The sequence below is a fragment of the Phenylobacterium sp. genome (genome assembly GCF_036402295.1).
Classification (GTDB): Bacteria; Pseudomonadota; Alphaproteobacteria; order Caulobacterales; family Caulobacteraceae; genus Phenylobacterium.
Genome location: NZ_DASWTE010000182.1, coordinates 1 through 18,819 on the forward strand (window position 1 = coordinate 1; position 18,819 = coordinate 18,819).

The 18,819-nt window shown below is 71.4% G+C and carries 10 protein-coding genes and 1 tRNA gene; 5 read left to right on the forward strand and 6 right to left on the reverse strand.

Features of this window, described 5'->3' with window-relative positions; translation table 11 throughout:
* A partial coding sequence (locus VGD44_RS11475) for a hypothetical protein (RefSeq protein WP_331087038.1) occupies positions 1–797 on the reverse strand: 797 nt, incomplete at its 3' end.
* A gap of 119 nt (positions 798–916) precedes the next feature.
* Between VGD44_RS11475 and VGD44_RS11480 the strand changes: the two genes are divergently transcribed.
* Positions 917–991, forward strand: a tRNA-Lys gene (locus VGD44_RS11480).
* Positions 992–1,070: 79 nt separating this feature from the next.
* Here VGD44_RS11480 and VGD44_RS11485 read toward each other — a convergent pair.
* The 5 genes from VGD44_RS11485 to VGD44_RS11505 all read right to left on the reverse strand — a co-directional run bounded on the left by VGD44_RS11485 (position 1,071) and on the right by VGD44_RS11505 (position 11,791).
* On the reverse strand, positions 1,071–1,541 hold the full coding sequence (locus VGD44_RS11485) for a hypothetical protein (RefSeq protein ID WP_331087040.1): 471 nt from the start codon (positions 1,539–1,541) through the stop codon (positions 1,071–1,073).
* A 100-nt stretch (positions 1,542–1,641) separates the two neighbouring features.
* Positions 1,642–3,297 carry a glycosyltransferase family 4 protein gene (locus tag VGD44_RS11490; protein WP_331087042.1) on the reverse strand — a complete coding sequence of 552 codons (1,656 nt, stop codon included), beginning with the start codon at positions 3,295–3,297 and terminating at the stop codon, positions 1,642–1,644.
* 36 nt (positions 3,298–3,333) lie between these two features.
* Positions 3,334–6,480, reverse strand: a complete 3,147-nt coding sequence (locus VGD44_RS11495; RefSeq protein WP_331087044.1) for a CHAT domain-containing tetratricopeptide repeat protein — start codon at positions 6,478–6,480, stop codon at positions 3,334–3,336.
* A complete protein-coding gene (locus tag VGD44_RS11500) occupies positions 6,477–10,088 on the reverse strand; it encodes a filamentous hemagglutinin N-terminal domain-containing protein (protein ID WP_331087046.1) in 3,612 nt (1,203 codons plus the stop codon). Before VGD44_RS11500 ends, VGD44_RS11495 begins: the two co-directional genes overlap by 4 nt.
* Positions 10,089–10,105: 17 nt before the next feature.
* Complete coding sequence (locus tag VGD44_RS11505) at positions 10,106–11,791, reverse strand: ShlB/FhaC/HecB family hemolysin secretion/activation protein (protein WP_331087048.1); 1,686 nt, start codon at positions 11,789–11,791, stop codon at positions 10,106–10,108.
* A gap of 256 nt (positions 11,792–12,047) precedes the next feature.
* Between VGD44_RS11505 and VGD44_RS11510 the strand changes: the two genes are divergently transcribed.
* The 4 genes from VGD44_RS11510 to VGD44_RS11525 form a co-directional block, all read left to right on the forward strand.
* Entirely contained in the window at positions 12,048–13,436 is a 1,389-nt protein-coding gene (locus VGD44_RS11510; protein ID WP_331087050.1) for a multiheme c-type cytochrome, read from the forward strand.
* Positions 13,433–15,397 (forward strand): heme-binding protein, encoded by a 1,965-nt coding sequence (locus VGD44_RS11515; protein ID WP_331087052.1) that lies wholly within the window; start codon positions 13,433–13,435, stop codon positions 15,395–15,397. The genes VGD44_RS11510 and VGD44_RS11515 overlap by 4 nt, the downstream gene beginning before the upstream one ends.
* Before the next feature lie 2 nt (positions 15,398–15,399).
* Positions 15,400–17,340, forward strand: a complete 1,941-nt coding sequence (locus VGD44_RS11520; RefSeq protein ID WP_331087054.1) for a hypothetical protein — start codon at positions 15,400–15,402, stop codon at positions 17,338–17,340.
* A 37-nt stretch (positions 17,341–17,377) separates the two neighbouring features.
* A partial coding sequence (locus VGD44_RS11525) for a hypothetical protein (protein WP_331087057.1) occupies positions 17,378–18,819 on the forward strand: 1,442 nt, incomplete at its 3' end.

An 18,819-nucleotide genomic window follows, 5' to 3' on the forward strand; every position in this document is an offset into this window, starting at 1 on the left:
GACCGCGGTGGCGGAGGGGCGGCTTGAGTCCTTCCGCCGCTCGTTTGCGGCGCGCCAGCCGGCGGCTTCGTCGGATACTTCGGCTTGAGGCCGGTCTTCTCACGCGCCTGTACCTCGGCCGCGTGGGCGGCGAGGGCCTCGCGCATCGCCGTGCGTTCGTGGCTGGGTGTCGCGGGCGGGCCGCAGCCGCGCGCCTCGCCCAGGCCCTTCAGATAGGCTCGCCGGGCATGGCCGGCGATGATGGCGGCCGTGACCAGCCGGTCGTGGCTCTCGGCCCCTGACAGCTTGCGCACGACGCCGCGGAACGGGATCGCCCCGCCGGCCAGGTCGCCCGCCACGCCCAGCGCCGTCGACTTGCCGCGCGAACCCCAGCCCTCTTCGTCGCCGGGGATCGTGTCGATGTCGGGCCCCAACACGTCGTTGAGCGGCCGGATGAGTGCGGTCAGCGCCGGGCACCGGGCGTTGCGAGGCCGCGCATAGGGATCCTCCAGCGCCTCCATCAGCACATCCGGGATGTCGACCTTGACGACGTTGAGGTCCCGCAGCGGCGTCGTCACCGCGCCCTCGACGCTCCCCTTCTTGACCTGTTCGGACGTCTTCATCCGGCTCTCCGGCGACGACGGCGGGTCCGGAGGCGGCAGCGGCTGGCTGGCGGCCGGCGGCTTCGCGGGCTGGGCCTTGGCGGGCGGTGGCTTGGCCTTGGTCTGCGTCTGCGCTGCGGCGGAGCTGGACAGGGCGGCCGCGACGGCTGTGGCGACAATCAAACGGACGACGAAACGGACCATGCCGGCCAGCATACGCCCCACCGCGGTCCTGTTAAGGCCGGAGCGGCAAATCGCGCTTGGCCTTTGGCTCGCCGCCCTCTAGGTTCCGCGCCGCTTCGCCCGGCCGTCCGATAGAAGGACCCTTGCGTTGCGGGCCGGTAGCTCAGTGGTAGAGCATTCGACTTTTAATCGAATGGTCGTGAGTTCGAACCTCACCCGGCCTACCATTCCCGTTCTCGCCGAACATGGAAAACGCCGCCCGGCAGGACCGGGCGGCGCTTCGGATTCTACGGTGTCGACCGCGGGCTACTGCGGTTGCGGTTGCGGCGGCTCGGTCTTGGCCAGGTAGATGTCCAGCGCTTGGCGGGCGACCGTCTTGCAGCCGCTCGATTCGGCGGTGCGGATGATGTCGTCCAGCGTGGTCAGGGTCTCGACCGCCGGGCAGATGCCGCCGCGACGCGCCCCGAAGGTGCGGCCCACGGGCGGCGGCTCGACCAGGGCGCGCAACGTCTCGAAGCGGGCGCTGTCCGCGGAGGCCAGCTTGCCGCTGGGCACCGTGGCCCCGTTGGCGGTTCCGCGCAGCATGGTGACCTCGCCGGAGGCGCGCATCAGCGTCAGCGTCTTGCCGGCGCCCAGCGCCACGCGAGCGCCGGCGTCGAAGGCCTGTCCGCGCTTGATCGCCGGGTCGGTCGAGCCCACGACAATGTAGTCGCTGGCCATCGCGGCGCCGCCGCAGGTCAGCGAAACAGCAAGTCCAATCAGCAGCTTACGGATCATCTACATCATTCCCCGTACGACGACATCGGATCGTGGACGCCCAGGTCACGCAGTACCACATCGGGGCCTTGAACGGTACCTGAACGACGATCTGTTCGGCTCAGTTACGCGTCGATTTGCCGCTCAGACGCAAGAAGCCGAATTTTGCCAGCCACAGGATTCCGCGTTCGACGAAGGGGCGGCGCTCGGGCGCCACCTCGGCGAGCAGCGCGCCGACCGAGCGCGGGCTGGCCGCCACGGCGGCGAGAACGGCCTCGGCTTCGGGCGTGGCCGGCAGGCGCGCGGCGACGTTCCGGACGGCCGGCAGGTCCAGCAGTAACGCCGCCTCGCCCTCGGCGAACGGGCGGGCGAGGGCGACCAGCGTGTCCGCGGTCAGCGGCGCGGTCGGGTGGTCGGCGAACATGTCGAAGGGGTCGGGGCGGAACGGGTTGTCCAGCGGCGGCTGGGCCGGTGCGGCCAGTCGGCGGCGCGCCAGCTCGGCCCAAAGCGCCTGGTACTGCGGGATCACCCCGCGCCAGTCGAACGTCTCGCGCGCCCGCGCCTGCCCCGCGGCGCCCATGCGGGCGCGCAGCCCGGCGTCGGAGAAGAGGGCGGTCAGCCCCTCAGCCGCCTCGGCCACGTCGACCGCCGTCAGCAGCGCCGCCGAGCCGGCATAGTCCTCGTAGCCCATGATCCCCTGGGCGTAGGCGTAGACCAGGTCCGACCCCAGGCCGGGACGCGGCTGCAGCGTGCGGATGCGGAAGCCGTCCACGCCGTGGCGGACCGTGTCGCGATAGCCGTTCCAGTCGCTGACCACGCACGGCAGGCCCGCAGCCATGGCCTCGACCGGCGTCAGGCCGAACGTCTCCTGCAGGTTGTCGGACAGCGAGAGGAAGACGTCAGCCGCCGACACCAGTTCGTCGCGGGTCTGCGCCTCGGTATCCGGTGCGAGCCGTACCTGGACGTCGGGCGCGAAGGCGGACGCCGCCGCCTGGAACGCCTGCTCGTCCTCGGGCCGCCTCGCGCCGCCGAACATCAGCCAATAGACGGGCCGCCCGAGGCGTTCCGCGGCCTGCTGCAGGGCCAACCCCGAAGGCCCCGGGTGCAGCTTGGTGGTCACGCTGAAGCGGCCCATGTGCAGCGCCACCGGCGCGTCCGGCGGGATGTCGAGCCGCTCGCGCCACCTCACCCTGGCCGCCGGGTCCTGGCCGAAGTCGGCCGTGTGCACGCCCAGCGGGATGGTGACGAGCTGCGCCGGCGGCAGGCGCGTGGCGCCGAAGCGATCCTGCAGGTAGGCGGCGACGCCCGCGAGGTGGTTCTCCACGGCGCGGCGCCCGGCCTCGGAGGTGCAGATCAGCGCGTCCCAGGGTTCGGTCGGCGCGATCAGCAACCCCGCCATCTCGTCCAGGATGTAGTTCTCGACGATCGTGTGGGTGATGCCGGTGATGCTGTAGCTGGTCGGGCCGAACGCGCGCCGCGCCCAGGCCTCGGCGCGCAGCGTTGGCGCGGGGATGTAGACAGCGCCGGGCTGCCCCAGGGCCTGGCGATCGCCGCGGCCCAGCCAGACCACCGGGCGGTCCACCGGACCCAGCCGGTCCAATAGCGCCTCGAGCTCGTCCTGCGGCAGGTCGCGAAAGTTCCACAGGTGGAAGCGGTCGACGTCGGCGTGCTTGAGGAACGCGCGCAGGAAGCCTTCACCCGCTGAATTGCGGCCCATGGGGCGCGGGGTCGAGGCGTCATAGGCCTCGACGTCGAGCTGGATCGCGGCGCTGGCCATCACAGTCGGCGGCGTCGCACGGACGCTGCCTGCCGATCAATCCGCCGCGCGCGCGGCGCCGGCCGGCAGCGGCTTGGAGCCGTCGCCCACGATGGTGAAGGGCGCCCAGAAGTAGGGGTGCGAGAACTGCTCGCTCTGCTGCAGCGCGACCTGCGAGCGGGTCAGCGCCCCCGCCTTGGTCGGCATGGCGGACGAGAACATGCCGGTCATCAGTCGCACCGTCGCCACCGAGTCCACCGACCAGTGCGAGACGATCAGGGAGCGCCCGCCCGCATAGATCACCGCGCGCGTGAGTCCGCCGAGGGCCTCGCCGCCGCCCTGCAGGCCGCTGGCCGCAGTGTCGCCGCCGGCGCCGCCGGTGTCGCAGGCCGACAGCACGACCAGGTCGGCGTCGAGCTTCAAGTCGAGGATCTCGCTGGTGTCGAGCAGGCCGTCGGAGTCCCCGAAGCCCACCGAAGTCATCAGCGCCGGCTCGGGAAGGCAGGCCGATGGCTGTGGCAGGAGGCCGTGGGTGGCGAAATAGAGCACCTTGTAGTCAGACAGGTCGCTGCGCTCCTTCACGGCCCGGTCGGTGAACGACCTGCCGATCACGATGTCCTCGGGCCGCGCGCCGCCGACGCTGGCGCCCACCGCGCGCACCTCGTCGGCCGTGTCGGGCAGGGGCGGCATCTGCATGAGCGCCAGCCGCGTGTTCTCGCAGACGTTCGACAGGTCGCGCTCGCTGCGCAGGCTCACCGCACGCTTGACCATGCCGGAATAAGCGCGGGCGTCGGACCGGGCCGGCGTCGCTGGGTCGGCGAAGGCCAGGAAGCTCTGCTTGGCCTGCGACGGCGCGAAGGCGCGCGACTGCATGAAGCTGGCCGCCGAGAGGACGAGGGCGGAGTCCGTCTTCGCGCCCAGCCAGGCCACCTTGCGGTAGTCGGGGTCGGCGCCGTCGGCGGTGTTTGCGAGCACCGCCGACGGGTCCGCCGTGACCAACGCCGCGACCGGTAGGGAGATCAGCGCGCCGTCGGGTTCGTAGATCAGGTGGCTCGCGGCCATGACGTCGGAGGCCACGGGGCCGAACAGCTGCGTGAACAACTGGTGCGAGCGGGCGACGTCGAAGGCCGGCAGCGTCTCCTCGGCCTCGAACGGCGCGCGCAAGCGGCGCACGGCCGCGCCGGCCGTGCCGCGGTTGAGCTCGATGGCGTAGGGCTCGACTTTGGTCGGTGTGACCAGGAGGCCGTAGCCGCGGCTGTCGAGCAGCAAGATCTTCACATAGGCCTCGTCCTTGCCGAGCACCTTCTGCAGGTCGGCCAGGGCGGCCTGTGAGGAGACGAGCTGGGCGTAGCGCGGGTTGGCGGCCAGCAGCTGCGCTTCCAGGGCGTCTGCCTGGGCCTGCAGGGTCTCGAGCCGCGCCTCGAGGTCGGCGCGCTCCTGGCCGGCATAGGCGTTGGCGGCCTGCAGGTTCGCAGCCTGGGCCTCGGCGGCGCGCAGCTCGCGGCGGGTGTCGTCCAGGGCGCGGACCAGGCCGGTGACGGCGCTGTCGCCCGAGGCGACGCGGGCCGCCAGCTTGGACACCGTCTGGGCCGTGGCGTTCGAGACCACGCTGGAGGCGGCGTTGAAGAAGCGGGCCTTGTAGTCGTCGGCCTTGGAGGGGTCGCTCTTGATGCGCTTCAAGAGCAGGTCGAAGTAGGGCGCCGCGTCATCGGCCGAGGCGCCCAGGGCGCCGCGCTGCTCCTGGAAGAGCTCGAAGGCCCGGGCGTAGGTGGCGAGCGCCGCGTCTTCCCGGTCGGCGGCGATCTGGGCGCGGCCGAGGTGGAGGAGCAGGCCACCCTCGGCGGCCGTGCCCGCGTGGCGCAGGCGGATGATCCGCACCGCGCCATCGAACCTGGCAATCGCCTGGCCCGGCTGGCCGGCATCCATATCCACCTCGCCGAGGTCGGCTTCGATACGGGCGCGCAGCCAGACGTTCAGCGCGCCGCTGGCCTCGGCCGCGGTGAGCAGGCGGCTGGCGCGGTCCAGGGCCTCGCGGGCCCCGGCGGCGTCGCCCTGGGCCGCCAGGGAGGACCCGATCACCTCCAGCGACTGGGCGTCCTGCACGGTCAGGCGGTCGGCGAGCGTGACGCGGCTGCCGCCCATCACGTCGCGGCCGGCGGGGCGGCGGTTCAGCGCCTGCGAGAGCTCCGCGCCCAGGATCACCTCGCCGTTCGCGCCGGCGACGGCCGTCGGGCCGGTGGCGCTGAGGCCACGAGCCGCGCGCACCTGCTGGCTCGCGCGCAGCGCGGCCTGGCCGGCCTCCACCGCTTCGGCGAAGCGGCCGGCGTTGCGCAGGTGCAGCGCGCGATAGGTGCGCGCCTGGGCCGCCAACAGCGGATCGTTCGCGGCCGCCACCTGGGCGTCGGCGTCGCGGAACAGGCGGTCGGCCTCGGCGAAACGGCCGTTGTTCGACACGTTCAGCGCCAGGTTCAGCAGCGCCTCGCCCATCTCGGCGGGCGGCGCGCGGCGGGCCTCGGCGTCGGCGACCAGAGCCTGGAAGTCGGTCTCGGCCTGCTCGAAGCGCCACTCGTTGTTCTGGACGTAGGCGCGGGCGCGCAGCCGGGCCGGGTCGGTGGCCGCGGCGGCCTGCGAGCGGGCGAGACCACCCGTGGACCCGCCGAAGTCGGCGGCGATCTCGGCGCTGGCGGCCGAGGTCTGCACGGCCGAGGCGGCGGGTGGCTTCATTGCGCCGGCGACGACCTTCAGGCCGGTCGCGAGCACGTCGGCGATCTGGGCCGGTCCCTCGGCGGCGTAGAGCCCGCGGCCCTTGTTGGAGACGTAGGCGAGGTAGGGCGCCTTGCCCGCGGTGCTGCGGCAGGCGCGGCGCGTCACGGGCCCCAGTCCCGCGAGCTGTTCGGTCTTCGTGGTTTCGCAGGCGGCGCGGGCGGCGAGGGAGGCTTCCCACGGGCCGGCGTCGGCGCCCTTGGGCAGGACGTAGATGCGCCCGAGGCTGCCGTCCCAGCCCCGACAGCGGATGTTCCAGGCGCGATGGCCCGCGGCCTGCACCACCGGGTCGTCGTAGTCGCGGACGGCCTGGCAGACGGCCCCCGAGGCGGCGCTCTGGCCCAGCGGGATCAGGTCGGCGCGGGTCTGGGCGCCGGCGGCGGATGGCAGGCCGGTCAAGAGGACCGCGCCGCCCAGGAGGAGGAGGCTCTTGCCGATCATTTCTTCTGCCTGCGCTTGCGCCAGATCTCTTCGCTGCCCGTGCCCGTCGTCACCGGATCGGTGATGACGTCCTCGTTCTCCGGCGGCGCGACGCCCAGCAGCACGGGCGGATCGGTCAGGCTCTCCGACGAAAGCGCGGCGATCAGGGCCTCCTCGGAGAGATCCGCGTCGTCGCCGAGCGCGTCGCGGGCGCGCAGGGCGCTGTCGGCCGAGCCTGAACCCAGCCCGCCATTGTCGCCGCCGAAGCCGTCGCCCGAGAGCACCGCGCAGTTGGTCGTGCCGAAGTCGCAGCTGTTGAAGCGGTAGTTCGCGCCGGCAGGCTGGCTGATCGGGTTGCCGGCCGCGTCGACGATAGCGAAGGTCAGGGCGCCGTTCGCTTGCGCGCCGCTCAGCACCTGGCCGTTCTGCCCGGTGAACGCGCCCCAGAGTTCCACGACCCTGGGCGGGTCGATGATCACCGCCGGGCGGAACTGGCCGGTGAACAGCAGGCCCACCGACTGCAGCGAGCCCGATTGCGCGGCGTTCTGCTGCACCACCTTGTTGTCGGCCGAGACTTCGAGCTGGCCGGTCGTCACATAGACCTTCGAGATCTCGGGTCCCTGCGGGGCCACGCCCGCGGGCCGCAGCCTGGCGAGGTCGATATCCTCGGGCTCCGTGGCCTGGATCAGGCCGATGAACCGCTGCGAGCCCATCAGGATGTCCTGCCGGGCCGCCAGCCGCACCTGGTCGAAGGCGCGGACGCCCGTGTAGTCGCCGTTCGCGAAGGTGGCCGCCCCGAGCGCGCCGGTGATCAGGATCGAATTCGGTCGCCAGTTGAAGTCGGTGGCGTCGCCGACGCGCAGGATGCCGCCGCTCGTGGTCGGCGCCGTCGTGCCGGTGACCAGCGCATTGGCGCTCGGACCCACCAGGAAGGTGACGTTCGGTGTGCTGGCCGTATCGATCGCCAGGTCCTGCAGCGTGAGGTCGCCTCGCGCGGTGGCTCCGGGGGTCGTGAGCCCGGCGTAGATCTTCAGCTGGCCGCTCGCGCGGAGCTGGCCGAACTCGTTGCTGTCGAGGACGAAGCCGCTCGTTCCGGCCGGCCCGCCGACGCGCAATGCGCCGTTCCGCGATTCGATCTGCACCGTGGGCGCCGTGACGGTCGCGGTCAGGTCGAGGTCGCCGGCGGCGATCCGCACACCGGCGGCCCCCGTGGTCTGGCCCAGCGTCGCCTTGCCGGCGACGTCGATCGTCACGTTGCGCCCGGCGCTCAGCGGCGACGTTGCTGTGAAGCCGCCGGCGGTCGTCCGCAACGTCACGTCCTCGCTGGCCGTGACGACACCCGCCTGCACCGTGGACCCGATCAACGTCACCGAGCCCGCATCGGCCCGCACGTCACCCACGCGCAAGGCGCCGGCGGCGTTGACCGTGATGTTGCGCACCGCCGACAGCGTCGTGGTCAGCACGAAGTCACCAACGGTGCTGCCGATCGTCAGGTCGCGGCCGGACGTCACCGCGTCCAGGCGCACGGTCGGCGCCCGCAGGGTCGCGTCGCGGGCGGCGACCGCCGAAAAGGCCTGCGGCGTATCCTTGGTGACCTCGACGATCGCGTCGCGGCCGGCGTCGACGGTCACGGACGTGGCGCCGGTGACCCCGCCGGTGGCCAGGCCGAGGACGGCGTCCAGGTCGCTCGACTGCACGCGCACGACGCGGCCGTTGCCGGCGACGTCCGGATTGCCCGTGAAATCGGCGCCCACCGCATCGGCTCCGGCGCCCGTGAGGGTGGCGTTCCCCAGCGATGCCGTGCCGTGCGTGGCCAGGACGAACACGTCGTCGCCGGCGGTCGCATCGCCCACGACCGCGTCACCGTCGGTGGCGACGACGTAGACGTCGCCCGAGGTGGTGACCGTGCCGACCTTGACGCTGGCCGACCGGGCCAGGAACCGCGGGGTCGTGACCGTGGCCACCTCGATGGCCCCGCCGCGCAGGGTCACGCTGGACCCCGCGGTGACGGCGTCGATCTTGGCGGCGCCCAGGTCCAGCACGACGTTCTGCGCCGCGCTGAGGGTCACGCCGCCCGTGGCGGTCGAGACCCCGTCGCCGACGAGGATGTCGCGGCCGGCCGTGACCGCCAGTTTCTGCGTCGCGGTGATCGCGTCGATCTTCACGTCGCCCTTCGCTGAGATGACGCCGTCGCGCATCACGCTCACGTTGGCCAGCAGCACGTCGCCCTGGTTGGCGGCGACGTTCAAGGCCCCGGCCGCAGTCAGGCTGTTGGCCTTGATGTCCGGCCCGGTGACGTCGAGGTCGCGGCCCGTGACCACGCGGCCGAGTTCGATGCTGGCCGTCGCCGCGATCCGGGCGTCGCGGCCGGCGTTGACGGCCGATATGGCGGTCGGATCGAACAGGCTGGAGACGAGCGCCTTGTCCAGCACCACGGTCTCCAGCGGCGCGAAACCGCCGTTACCATTGCCGTTGCCGAAACCGTTTCCGTTCCCGTTGCCGGAGGGCTCGCAGGCGCGCTGACTGCAGTCCTCGTCCTGCTCAATGGTGGTCGGGTTCACGGCCTCGCTGGCCGGGCGGACCCAAGGCCGGGCGTGGATCTGGCCCACGTTGCTGATCAAGAGGTCGCGCGAGGCGGTGGCCCGGTTGAGGAACACGTCGGTTGTACCGGCTCCGGACAGCGTCGCAGCCGCCTGGCGGTTGGCGATGCCGCCGCCGCCGGACAGCACGATGTCGCCGCCGTCGGCCGTGGCGGCCGTGGCCGTGATCAGGCCCTCCAGGTTGATCACCGCGCTGCCCAGGGTCGAGCGGTTGACCGCCGCCAGGAAGACCGCGTTGGCCTGCGTGTTCCCGGCGAGGTCCATGGCCACGTTGGACTCTGTGCCGTCGGCGGCGCTCGACACGACGAAGTCCACCAGGTCGAAGTCGCCGCCGGCGCCCGGCGCGAGGCGGATCTGGAAGGTCTTGGCCGAGCCGTAGAGCACGCTGCCCTGCGAGGCCGTGACCACGGCGTTGGCGCGCGTCACCAGCGAAGGGCCTGCGAAGATCGCCGAACCGCCGTGCGCCGTGACCCGCGATCCGGTCAGCAGGTAGAGCTTCGCGCTGGCGACCGTGTCTCCGCCCTGGAAGCTGAAGGTGTTGTTCGCCGGGTCGAGGAAGCCAGCCGTGCCGATGCTGCCGATGCCCACCAGGAGGCCGCCGACATCGACCCGCGAGCCCGCCCCGAAGATGACGCTGTTCTGCGAGGCGAACCAAACGTTGCCGCCGAACGCCGAGCCGACCTTGCCCTCGATCGCGCCCTGGATCTTCGACTCGCTCAGGCCGACGATGCGGTTCAGGACGATCCAGTTCCGAGCGCCGAAGTTGAAGGTGACCGTCTCGTCCGTCTTGACGTTGAAGCTGGTCCAGCTGAGCACCGTGCGCGGCGCGTTCAGGCCAATGCTGGTGGCTAGCCCGTCCGTCGTGATGACCGGCATGCCGCCGCCGGCGTTCACTTCCGCGCTCCCGCCAACGGGCGCCGCGAGGGCCGGCGCGCCCAGGCCGCAGAGCACGCCGCACAGCGCCGTGCGGGCCAGGAGCCGGCCGCGGCGGCCGTCGGGCGATGGGCGGATGGTGGTAAGCGGCGGCATCTTACTCCCCCCTCGCATCATAGCAGGCTTGCGGTGAGCTGGATCAGCACACGGTCGCCCTGACGCGCCCCACCGGTCCGCGTGGCGTCCAGCGGGTGGGCATAGGTGACTTCGAGGTTGGCGCTGTTCCACAGACGGAAGACCACGCCGGCGCCGACGGACGACAGGGTGCGGTCCTTCTCCGCGCCGGTGCGCCCGGTGTTGTTGTTGGCGACGTAGCCGGTGTCGAAGAAGGCGTAGGGCGCCGCCTGCGCCTTGGGATGCAGCGCTATGGGCCCGTATCTGAGCTCGAAAGCGCCCAACACGCCCTTGTCGCCCAGGACGGCCGCAGGATCGTAGCCGCGGCCGACGGTGAGCCCGCCCAGCGACAGCTGCTCGTAGGGGAGGAGGGTGCTGGAGGCATACTGCGCCTGGCCGCGGAACATGCCGGTGAGGCGCGGGGTGAGGGCGATATCGACGCCGCCGTGGGCGCGGAGCACCCAGGCGTCGGGCTTGGCGAAGGCGCGGGTCAACAGGGGGTCGCCTGGGTCGCTGGCGCCCAGGATCGAGAGACCCTTGCGCACCGCCAGCCCGCCGCTCAGCAGCACCGGTCGGCCCGTGACCTCGGTGCGGTAGTCGCCATCGGCGCGCGCGTAAAGCACCCGCAGTTCGTCATGGCTCAGGCGGCCGAACCCGCCGGCGCCGGTCTTCTGGTCGATCAGGTCGAAGCCGCCGGCCGCGTTGAGGTTGCGGTTGCGCGAGCGGATCACCGGGTAGGTGGCCTCGAGGTTGGCGACCAGCGACTCGCTCTTGAGGTCGAGGCCCTTGAGCACGCCGCCCGGGCGGCTTTCGCCATAGGTGATCGCGCCGCGGCCGGTCAGGCCCTCGGAGCCGAAGCGGGCGCTCTCGGCCAGCTGGACCAACCACTGCTCGTTGGAGTCGAGCGTGTGGAACGCGGTGATCGACGTGCTCTCGCCGTAAGCCGTGTAGCCGGCGAACTCGCCGCGCACGAGGCCGCCCCAGCGGCCGGCCGACTTCGAACCGATGTTGGTGACATTGGCGAAGGCGGTGGGCCCTTCACGGGCCACGGTGAGGTCGATGTCGACGGCGCCGCGCTCGGCGCTGGTCGACGGCCGAACCGCCGCGCGCACCCGCACCCCTGGCACATCCGAAGCCAGCAGCAGGTAGCGTTGCGCCTTGGCCATGTCGAAGGGCTTCATGCCCCGCAGCTTCTCCGCGTAGCGTTCGATGGCCTCCTGTACGGGGCCGACATCGCCCCGGACGCGGACGTTGACCACGTGCGCCTCGATCACCTCGAGCACCAGCGCGCCGCCGGCGATTCGCTGCTCCGGGATCTCGACCCGTGCGAGAACGCCGTTGTCGAAGATGATTCGCGAAGCCCGGTCGCGGATGGCGCAGATGACCGAGACCTTCTGGGGCGAGCCCAGGAACTCGGCGTAGGCGGGCCGCAGCTCGGCCTCGCTCACGGCGGTGGCGCCGCGGAAGCTGACCGAGGTCAGCGTCACCTGGACGTCGGAGGTCTCGAGCGGGCAGGGTCCGGCCGGCTCGGGGGCAAAGGCGCCGGCGCTGCGCGAGGGCGGCGGCCGCGAGACCCGCGCACCGGGGTCGAGTTCGGGGGCGGTCGTGCCGGGCACGGCGCCCGATGGCGGGGCGGGCTGGACCTGCGAAAGCGCGGGCGAGGACAGCGCGGAGGCGGCGAGCAACAGCAACCCGAGGCGCGCCCCTGGTCCGGCGCGGCGGGCCCCTCCAGCACCCCGAAACATCTACGCACCCCCAAACCAACTGCGTTCCGTCTTACCTTTCGCAGAACGTGTTGTTAAGCGGAGACTCCGGGCTAACCTGACCGCTCAAGGATCGGGCGCCGCAGTTGGATTTCGACCGATTTGCGCCTTATTCAGGCTACCCTCGCGTGTGCGGGGCCGCTAAGACTGCAAGCACCACTGCGCCGGGGGAGGGCCAATGGGGGGAGCACGAGCGTCGGGAGTTGTCGGCGCGCTTTGTGCGACGGTTGCGGCCGTCGTCGCGGCGTTCGCCCTGAGCGCTGGCCGCACGGCCACGGCCGCCACCGAGAACCCAGCGACGGCCGCGGTGCACGAAGGCGTCGCTTCGTGCGCCGGTTCCAGCTGCCACAGCCGTCAGGTCGATTCGGGCGTGAACGTCCGCCAGAACGAGCTGATCACCTGGCAGGACCCGTCGAGCGTCGCGGGCGCCCATAGCCGCGCCTACAGGGTGCTCTACGAGGGGCGTGGCCAATCCATCATCCGCCGGATGGGCCTCAACAACGACGGCGTGGCCCGGCAGTGCCTGGGATGCCACGCGGATCCGACGCCGGCGTCGCTGCGCGGCGCCAAGTTCCAGGTCAGCGATGGCGTCAGCTGCGAGTCCTGCCACGGCGGCTCGCGCAACTGGCTGGCCAGCCACCGCGCGGTCGGCGGCACCCATGCCAACAACGTCGCGCGCGGCATGCGCGCCCTCGAAAATCCCAAGGTCCGCGCCGGCGTCTGCCTCGACTGCCATTTCGGCGGGTCGCGCCAGGGCCAGTTCGTCAGTCACGAGATCATGGCCGCCGGCCACCCGCGCGTCGCATTCGAGCTCGACCTGTTCTCCAGCCTGCAGCAGCACTGGGACGTCGACGCCGACTATGTGAAGCGCAAGGGCCATGCGGGCGGCGTGAAGACCTGGGCGGTCGGTCAGGCGATGGCGCTGGAGCGGGCCCTGACCCTCTACGGCGAACAGGGTCGCGGCCGCGGCGCCTTCCCGGAGCTCTATTTCTTCGACTGCCACAGCTGTCACCGCCAGATCTCCGACGATCCGAAGGCGCGCCCGCAGTGGCAGGCCAACCCGGGCCGCCCGATCCCGGCGGGGACGCCGCCGTTCAACGACGAGAACATGATCATGCTCTCGGCCGCGGCGCGCGTGACCGCGCCGGGCCTGGCGAGCCGGCTCGACGCCGACAGCCGCGCCTTCCATGCCGCGCTGGCCCGCGACCGCAACGAGTCCTTCCGCGCGGCGGCCAAGCTGGCCGGCACTGCGCGGGCGCTGTCGGACGCATTCGCGGCCCGCACCTTCTCGCGCGCCGAGACGCTGGCGATGGTGGACCTGATCCTGCAGGGCGAGATCTCGCGCCGCTACACCGACTACACGGGTAGCGCCCAGGCGGTCATGGCCGCCGACACCCTGCTGAACGCGCTGGTCGCCGCGGGCCAGGCCGACCGCGGTGCGGTCGACCGCATCCGCCCGAACCTCGACCGCGCCTACGCCCAGGTGCGCGATCCCAACGCCTACCGCCCGGAGGCCTTCCGCGCCTCGCTGTCCCAGGTCGCCCAGGCCGCGAGGTCCCTGAGATGAAGCGCCTAGCCCGTCCGGCCGCGTTCCTGGCCGCATTGGCGCTGGCGTCCTGCGGCGGCGGCGGTGGAGGCGGGGGTGGCGGCACGACCCCTCCGCCCACGACGCCTCCACCCGGCGGTGGCACGCCCGCAGGCGTCTACACACTGCCCGCGCCGCAGGCCCTGACGACCGCCGATGTGCAGCAGATCATCGCCCAGGCGGTGGCAGAGGCGCGCGCCCGCAACCTGCCGGCCGTGATCGCGGTGACCGACCGGGTGGGCAACGTCCTGGCCGTCTATTCGATGACCGGCGCGCGGGCGACCGCGACCCTGCGGCCAGGCCCGACGGGCATCAACACCGACGCCCAGGGCGTCCCCGTGCCGGCCACCGGCGCGGCCATCGCCAAGGCGATCACCGGCGCCTACCTGTCATCTGGCGGCAACGCGTTCTCGACCCGCACCGCCAGCCAGATCGTGCAGGAGCACTTCCCGCCAGCCCCTTCTACGGTGGGCCTGGAGAGCGGGCCGCTGTTCGGCGTGCAGTTCTCGTCGCTGCCGTGCTCGGACGTCACGACTCGCACGGCGGCCAACGTCACCGGCCCGCGCCGCTCGCCGCTGGGGCTCTCGGCCGACGCCGGCGGCTTCCCGCTCTACAAGGGCGGCGTGCTGGTGGGCGGCGTCGGAATCATGGCCGACGGCGACTACGGCTTCGACCAGAACATCCTGGACATCGAGGACGACGCCGAGGAGGCGATCGCCTTCGCCGCCGCCACGGGGTTCGCCGCGCCGGAAGAGATTCGCGCCGAGCGGGTGACGGTCGACGGCACCTCGCTGCGCTTCTCCGACGCCAGCGCCGGCACGTTGCGCACGACGCCGTCCAGCGCGCCGGCCTTCGCGACCCTGCCGGCGGGGACAGGCGCGTTCACCGCGGTGACCGGCTACTACGCCGGCGCCGGCGCGCTCGCGGGCCAGGCCTATGGCACGGAGGCCTCGGGCCTGCGCCTGGCCAGCGCCCCCGAGTTCTCGATCGCCGGCGCCATGGTGCTGACCGACGGCGCAGGCGCAGGCCGCTTCCCGATCCGCGCGGGAACCGACGGCGCCGACGGCCTGACGCCGCTGTCGCAGGCTGAGGTCCGGGCGATCCTGGAGGAGGCCTTCACCATCATGAGCCGGGCGCGCGCGCAGATCCGCCGCCCGCTGGACAGCCGCGCAGAGGTCTCGATCACCGTGGTCGATACCCGCGGCCAGATCCTGGGCCTCGTCCGCTCGCCCGACGCGCCAGTGTTTGGCATCGACGTGTCGGCCCAGAAGGCGCGCTCGGCCAACTTCTTCTCCGCGTCGTTCGCCGCCGCCGAACTCGGCGCCGACCCCAGCGCCGACGTGCGCAGCTTCGTGCAGAAGACCCGCGACTTCTTCGCGGACCCGACCGCGCTGACCGGCAAGACCGCGTTCGGAGCGCGCACCATCGGCAACCTGGCGCGGCCCTACTATCCCGATGGCGAGGTCGGCCGACCGAACGGTCCGTTCTCGCGGCCGATCACCCAGTGGAGCCCGCTGTCGACCGGCCTGCAGTCGGCCCTGATCATCGGCAATGTCGGCCAGCACCTGAGCTTCCTGACCGGCGCATCGGCCACCGACACGGCCCAGCGCTGCACCTTCCTGCCCGATGTCGCGCCCGGTCAGAACCGCCTTCAGAACGGCATCCAGATCTTCCCGGGCGGCGTGCCGATCTTCCGCGGGAGCCGGCAGGTCGGCGCGATCGGCGTGTCGGGTGACGGCATCGACCAGGACGACATGATCTCCTTCCTCGGCGTGCACAACGGCGGCCTGAAGGTTGGCGGCGCGGTCGGTAACGCCCCGACCGCCATCCGCGCCGACACGCTGGTCGTGGGACCGACTGCGCCGGCGCGGCTGCGCTACGTCGGCTGCCCGTTCGCGCCGTTCCTCGACACCACCGACCAGAACGCGTGTCAGGGGAAATAGGCATGCGCCGCCAGGTCTCGCTCATCGCGCTCACCGCCTTCGCCGCCCTCGCGGGCCAGGCGCAGGCCGGCGCGCGCGGCGAGGGCCAGGTGCTGACCATCGACGACATCCTGGCCCGCGGCGGCAGCTTCCAGCTGGCGGCTCTGGACCAGGAACACGGCCAGCACGCGGCGCCGGCTCCGGCCCCCACGCCGCCGCCGGCCGCGGAGACCGGCCCGCCGCCCGAGAGTGAGCCCGTCCCCGCCGACGACAAGCCGCTGGAGGGCCGCCGCCGGCCCGGCCGCATCCCGACTTATCCGCCGCCCGTCGTGCAGGACAATCCGGGCGCCGTGCGCGCGCCGCCGCCGGAGGCCTTCCCGCACGACGAGTTCCCGGTCCCCGACCGCTGGCGCCTGGCCGGCGCGCTGGGCGTGACCAAGCCGCGCTGGTGGGACCCCTACAACCAGAACTTCCTGAAGGGCGACATCCCCATCAAGGGGACGCACGACCTGTTCTTCGCCCTCACCGGCGTCTCGGACACCGTGGTCGAGCCGCGCACCTTCCCGATCCCGGTGTCGGTGCAGACCACCTCGCGTCCCGGCAGCCTGGATATCTTCGGCCGCGACACCAGCCTGGTGCTGGCCCAGACGTTCATCGTGGGCGCCTCGATCATCAAGGGCTCCACGGCCTATAAGCCGCCCGAGTACGAGTTCCGCGTCGCGTTGGCGTTCCAGGACAACTACGTCGACGTGCCCGAGAAGCGTGTCCTGCACGTCGAGCCGTCGAAGAAGACCCACCGCAACGACGCCTTCGTGGGCGTGCAGGAAGTCTTCCTCGACTATCACCTGCGCAACGTGTCGGACCGCTACGACTTCGACAGCCTGCGGGTGGGCATCCAGCCGTTCTCCACCGACTTCCGCGGCTTCCTGTTCCAGGACAACCAACTGGGCGTCCGCCTGTTCGGCAACCGTGACAACAACCGCTTCCAGTACAACCTGGCGGCCTTCTGGCGGATCGAGAAGGACACCAACTCGGGCCTCAACGACGTGACCCAGCGGATCCGCGACGACTACGTCTTCGTGGCCAACGTCTACCGCCAGGACCTGCCGCTGCCCGGCCTGACGTCGCAGCTCACCGTGGTCCACAACCGGAACCGCGAGGCCAACGAGATCCAGGTCGACCACAACGGCTTCCCGGTGCGGCCGGCGCTGATCGGGAACCTGCGCGGCCGCGACTACGACGTCACCTACCTGGGCTACAACGCCGACGGCCGCATCGGGCGGATCAACCTGACCGCCTCGGCCTACTACGCGCTGGGCGAAGACCGGAACAACATCTTCACGGGCCGCAAGGCGAAGATCCGCAGCTACTTCGTGGCCGCCGAGCCCTCGATCGACTTCGACTGGATCCGGGTGCGCCTGCAGGGCCTCTACGCCTCGGGCGACAAGAACCCCTACGACAATCGCGAGCGCGGCTTCGACGCCATCTTCGAGAACCCGCAGTTCGCCGGCTCGGACACCAGCTACTGGATCCGCCAGACGATCCCGTTCGCGGGCGGCGGCCGGGTGATCGGGGTCAACGGGCGCAACGGCATCCTGAACAGCCTGCGGTCCTCGAAGGAGGAGGGGCAGTCCAACTTCAACAACCCGGGCACCGTGGTGTTCGGCGGCGGCGCGGACTTCGACGTACTGCCCGAGCTGCGCATCTCGACCAACATCCAGCACATCGGCATGGCCAACACCGCGATCGTCCAGGCGCTGCGCCAGGAGGGCTCGATCCCGAAGTCGCTGGGCTGGGACGCCTCGGTCTCGACGATCTGGCGGCCGCACATGACCCAGAACATCGTGTTCCGCGCCTCGGCCGCGGTGTTCGACGCGGGCAAGGGCTTCAAGGACCTGTTCTCCAACACGGGCCGCCACGATCGCTACTACTCGATCCTGCTCAACGCAATTCTCACCTTCTAGGGGCAAGATGCTGAAATCAGGGATGAAATGGCTAAGGATGGGGGCGTTCGTCGCGCTGACCGTGCTTGCGCCCCTTTCCCTGTTCGGATCTGGGTCCCTGCGCGCCAGCGAGGCCGAGAAGCCCGTCAAGCGCACGTACGTGGCTGCGCCGGCTGCGAAGCTGGGCATGACAGACGAGGAGGTCGACGCCGCCAGCCAGGGCTGCGTCTCGTGCCACGCCGAGTCCGACGCCAAGACCATGCACCTGTCGCAGGCGGTGAAGCTGGGTTGCGCCTCGTGCCACGGCGGCGACGCCAACGTCATCGCGCCGGCGGGCCTGGCCAAGACCGACGGCCAGTACGTGGCGCTGCGCGACAAGGCCCACGTGCTGCCGAAGTATCCGCACACCTGGCATTGGCCGAGCTCGGCCAATCCGAAGCAGAGCTACACGCTCCTGAACAAGGAAGCGCCTGAGTACATCCGCTTCGTGAACCCGTCGGACTACCGGGTGGCCCGCCAGGCCTGCGGCGCCTGCCACATCGAGATCATCGAGAAGGCCGAGCGCTCGCTGATGGCGACCGGCGCAATGTTCTTCGGCGGCGCGTCCTACAACAACGGCATCCTGCCCTATAAGAACTACGTCCTGGGCGAGGCCTACACCGCCCACGGCGAGCCCGCGCGGGTGCTGTCGCCGGGCAATCCTCATGGCACCGTGACGCCTGCGGAGGCCAAGCGCGGCGCGCTGCCGACGCTCTATCCGGCCCCGACCTGGCAGGTGACACCGCCCGGCGACATCTTCCGCGTGTTCGAGCGCGGCGGCCGCAACATCAACAGCCAGTTCGCCGAGGTGGGCCTGCCCAACTCGCTGGGCGCCATCCAGCGCCTGGAAGAGCCCGGCCGGCCCGACATCCGCCAGTCGAACCGCGGCCCGGGCACCGGCCTGCGCGCCGCGATCCCGTTGCTCAACATCCACAAGACCCGCCTGAACGATCCCTTCATGTGGTTCATGGGCACCAACGACCAACCGGGCGACTATCGCTCGTCCGGCTGCGCGGGCTGCCACGTGGTCTATGCGAACAATCGCCAGCCGCACGCCAGCATGAGCTGGGCGAAGTACGGCCGCGACGGGACCAGCGACCAGGCCGACCCGACGATCCCGAAGGACGAGCCGGGCCACCCGATCAAGCACTACTTCACCCGCGCGATCCCCACGGCCCAGTGCATGAACTGCCACATGCACCAGCCGAACATGTTCGTGAACACCTACCTCGGCTACACGATGTGGGACTACGAGTCCGATGCGCCCGCCATGTGGCCGGAGAAGCAGAAGTATCCGACCAGCGAGGAGATGCGGAAGGTCCTCGACCGCAATCCCGAGGGCGCTGCGCCGCGCGGCAAGTGGGCGGACCTGGACTTTCTGCGCGAGGTGTTCGGCCTCAATCCGAAGCTGAAGGACACCCAGTTCGCCGACTACCACGGCCACGGCTGGAACTTCCGCGC

Coding starts and splice junctions, on each gene's coding strand:
- VGD44_RS11485 (WP_331087040.1), bottom strand. CDS start 1,541: ATGATCCGTAAGCTGCTGATTGGACTTGCTGTTTCGCTGACCTGCGGC.
- VGD44_RS11490 (WP_331087042.1), bottom strand. CDS start 3,297: ATGGCCAGCGCCGCGATCCAGCTCGACGTCGAGGCCTATGACGCCTCG.
- VGD44_RS11495 (WP_331087044.1), bottom strand. CDS start 6,480: ATGATCGGCAAGAGCCTCCTCCTCCTGGGCGGCGCGGTCCTCTTGACC.
- VGD44_RS11500 (WP_331087046.1), bottom strand. CDS start 10,088: ATGCCGCCGCTTACCACCATCCGCCCATCGCCCGACGGCCGCCGCGGC.
- VGD44_RS11510 (WP_331087050.1), top strand. CDS start 12,048: ATGGGGGGAGCACGAGCGTCGGGAGTTGTCGGCGCGCTTTGTGCGACG.
- VGD44_RS11515 (WP_331087052.1), top strand. CDS start 13,433: ATGAAGCGCCTAGCCCGTCCGGCCGCGTTCCTGGCCGCATTGGCGCTG.
- VGD44_RS11520 (WP_331087054.1), top strand. CDS start 15,400: ATGCGCCGCCAGGTCTCGCTCATCGCGCTCACCGCCTTCGCCGCCCTC.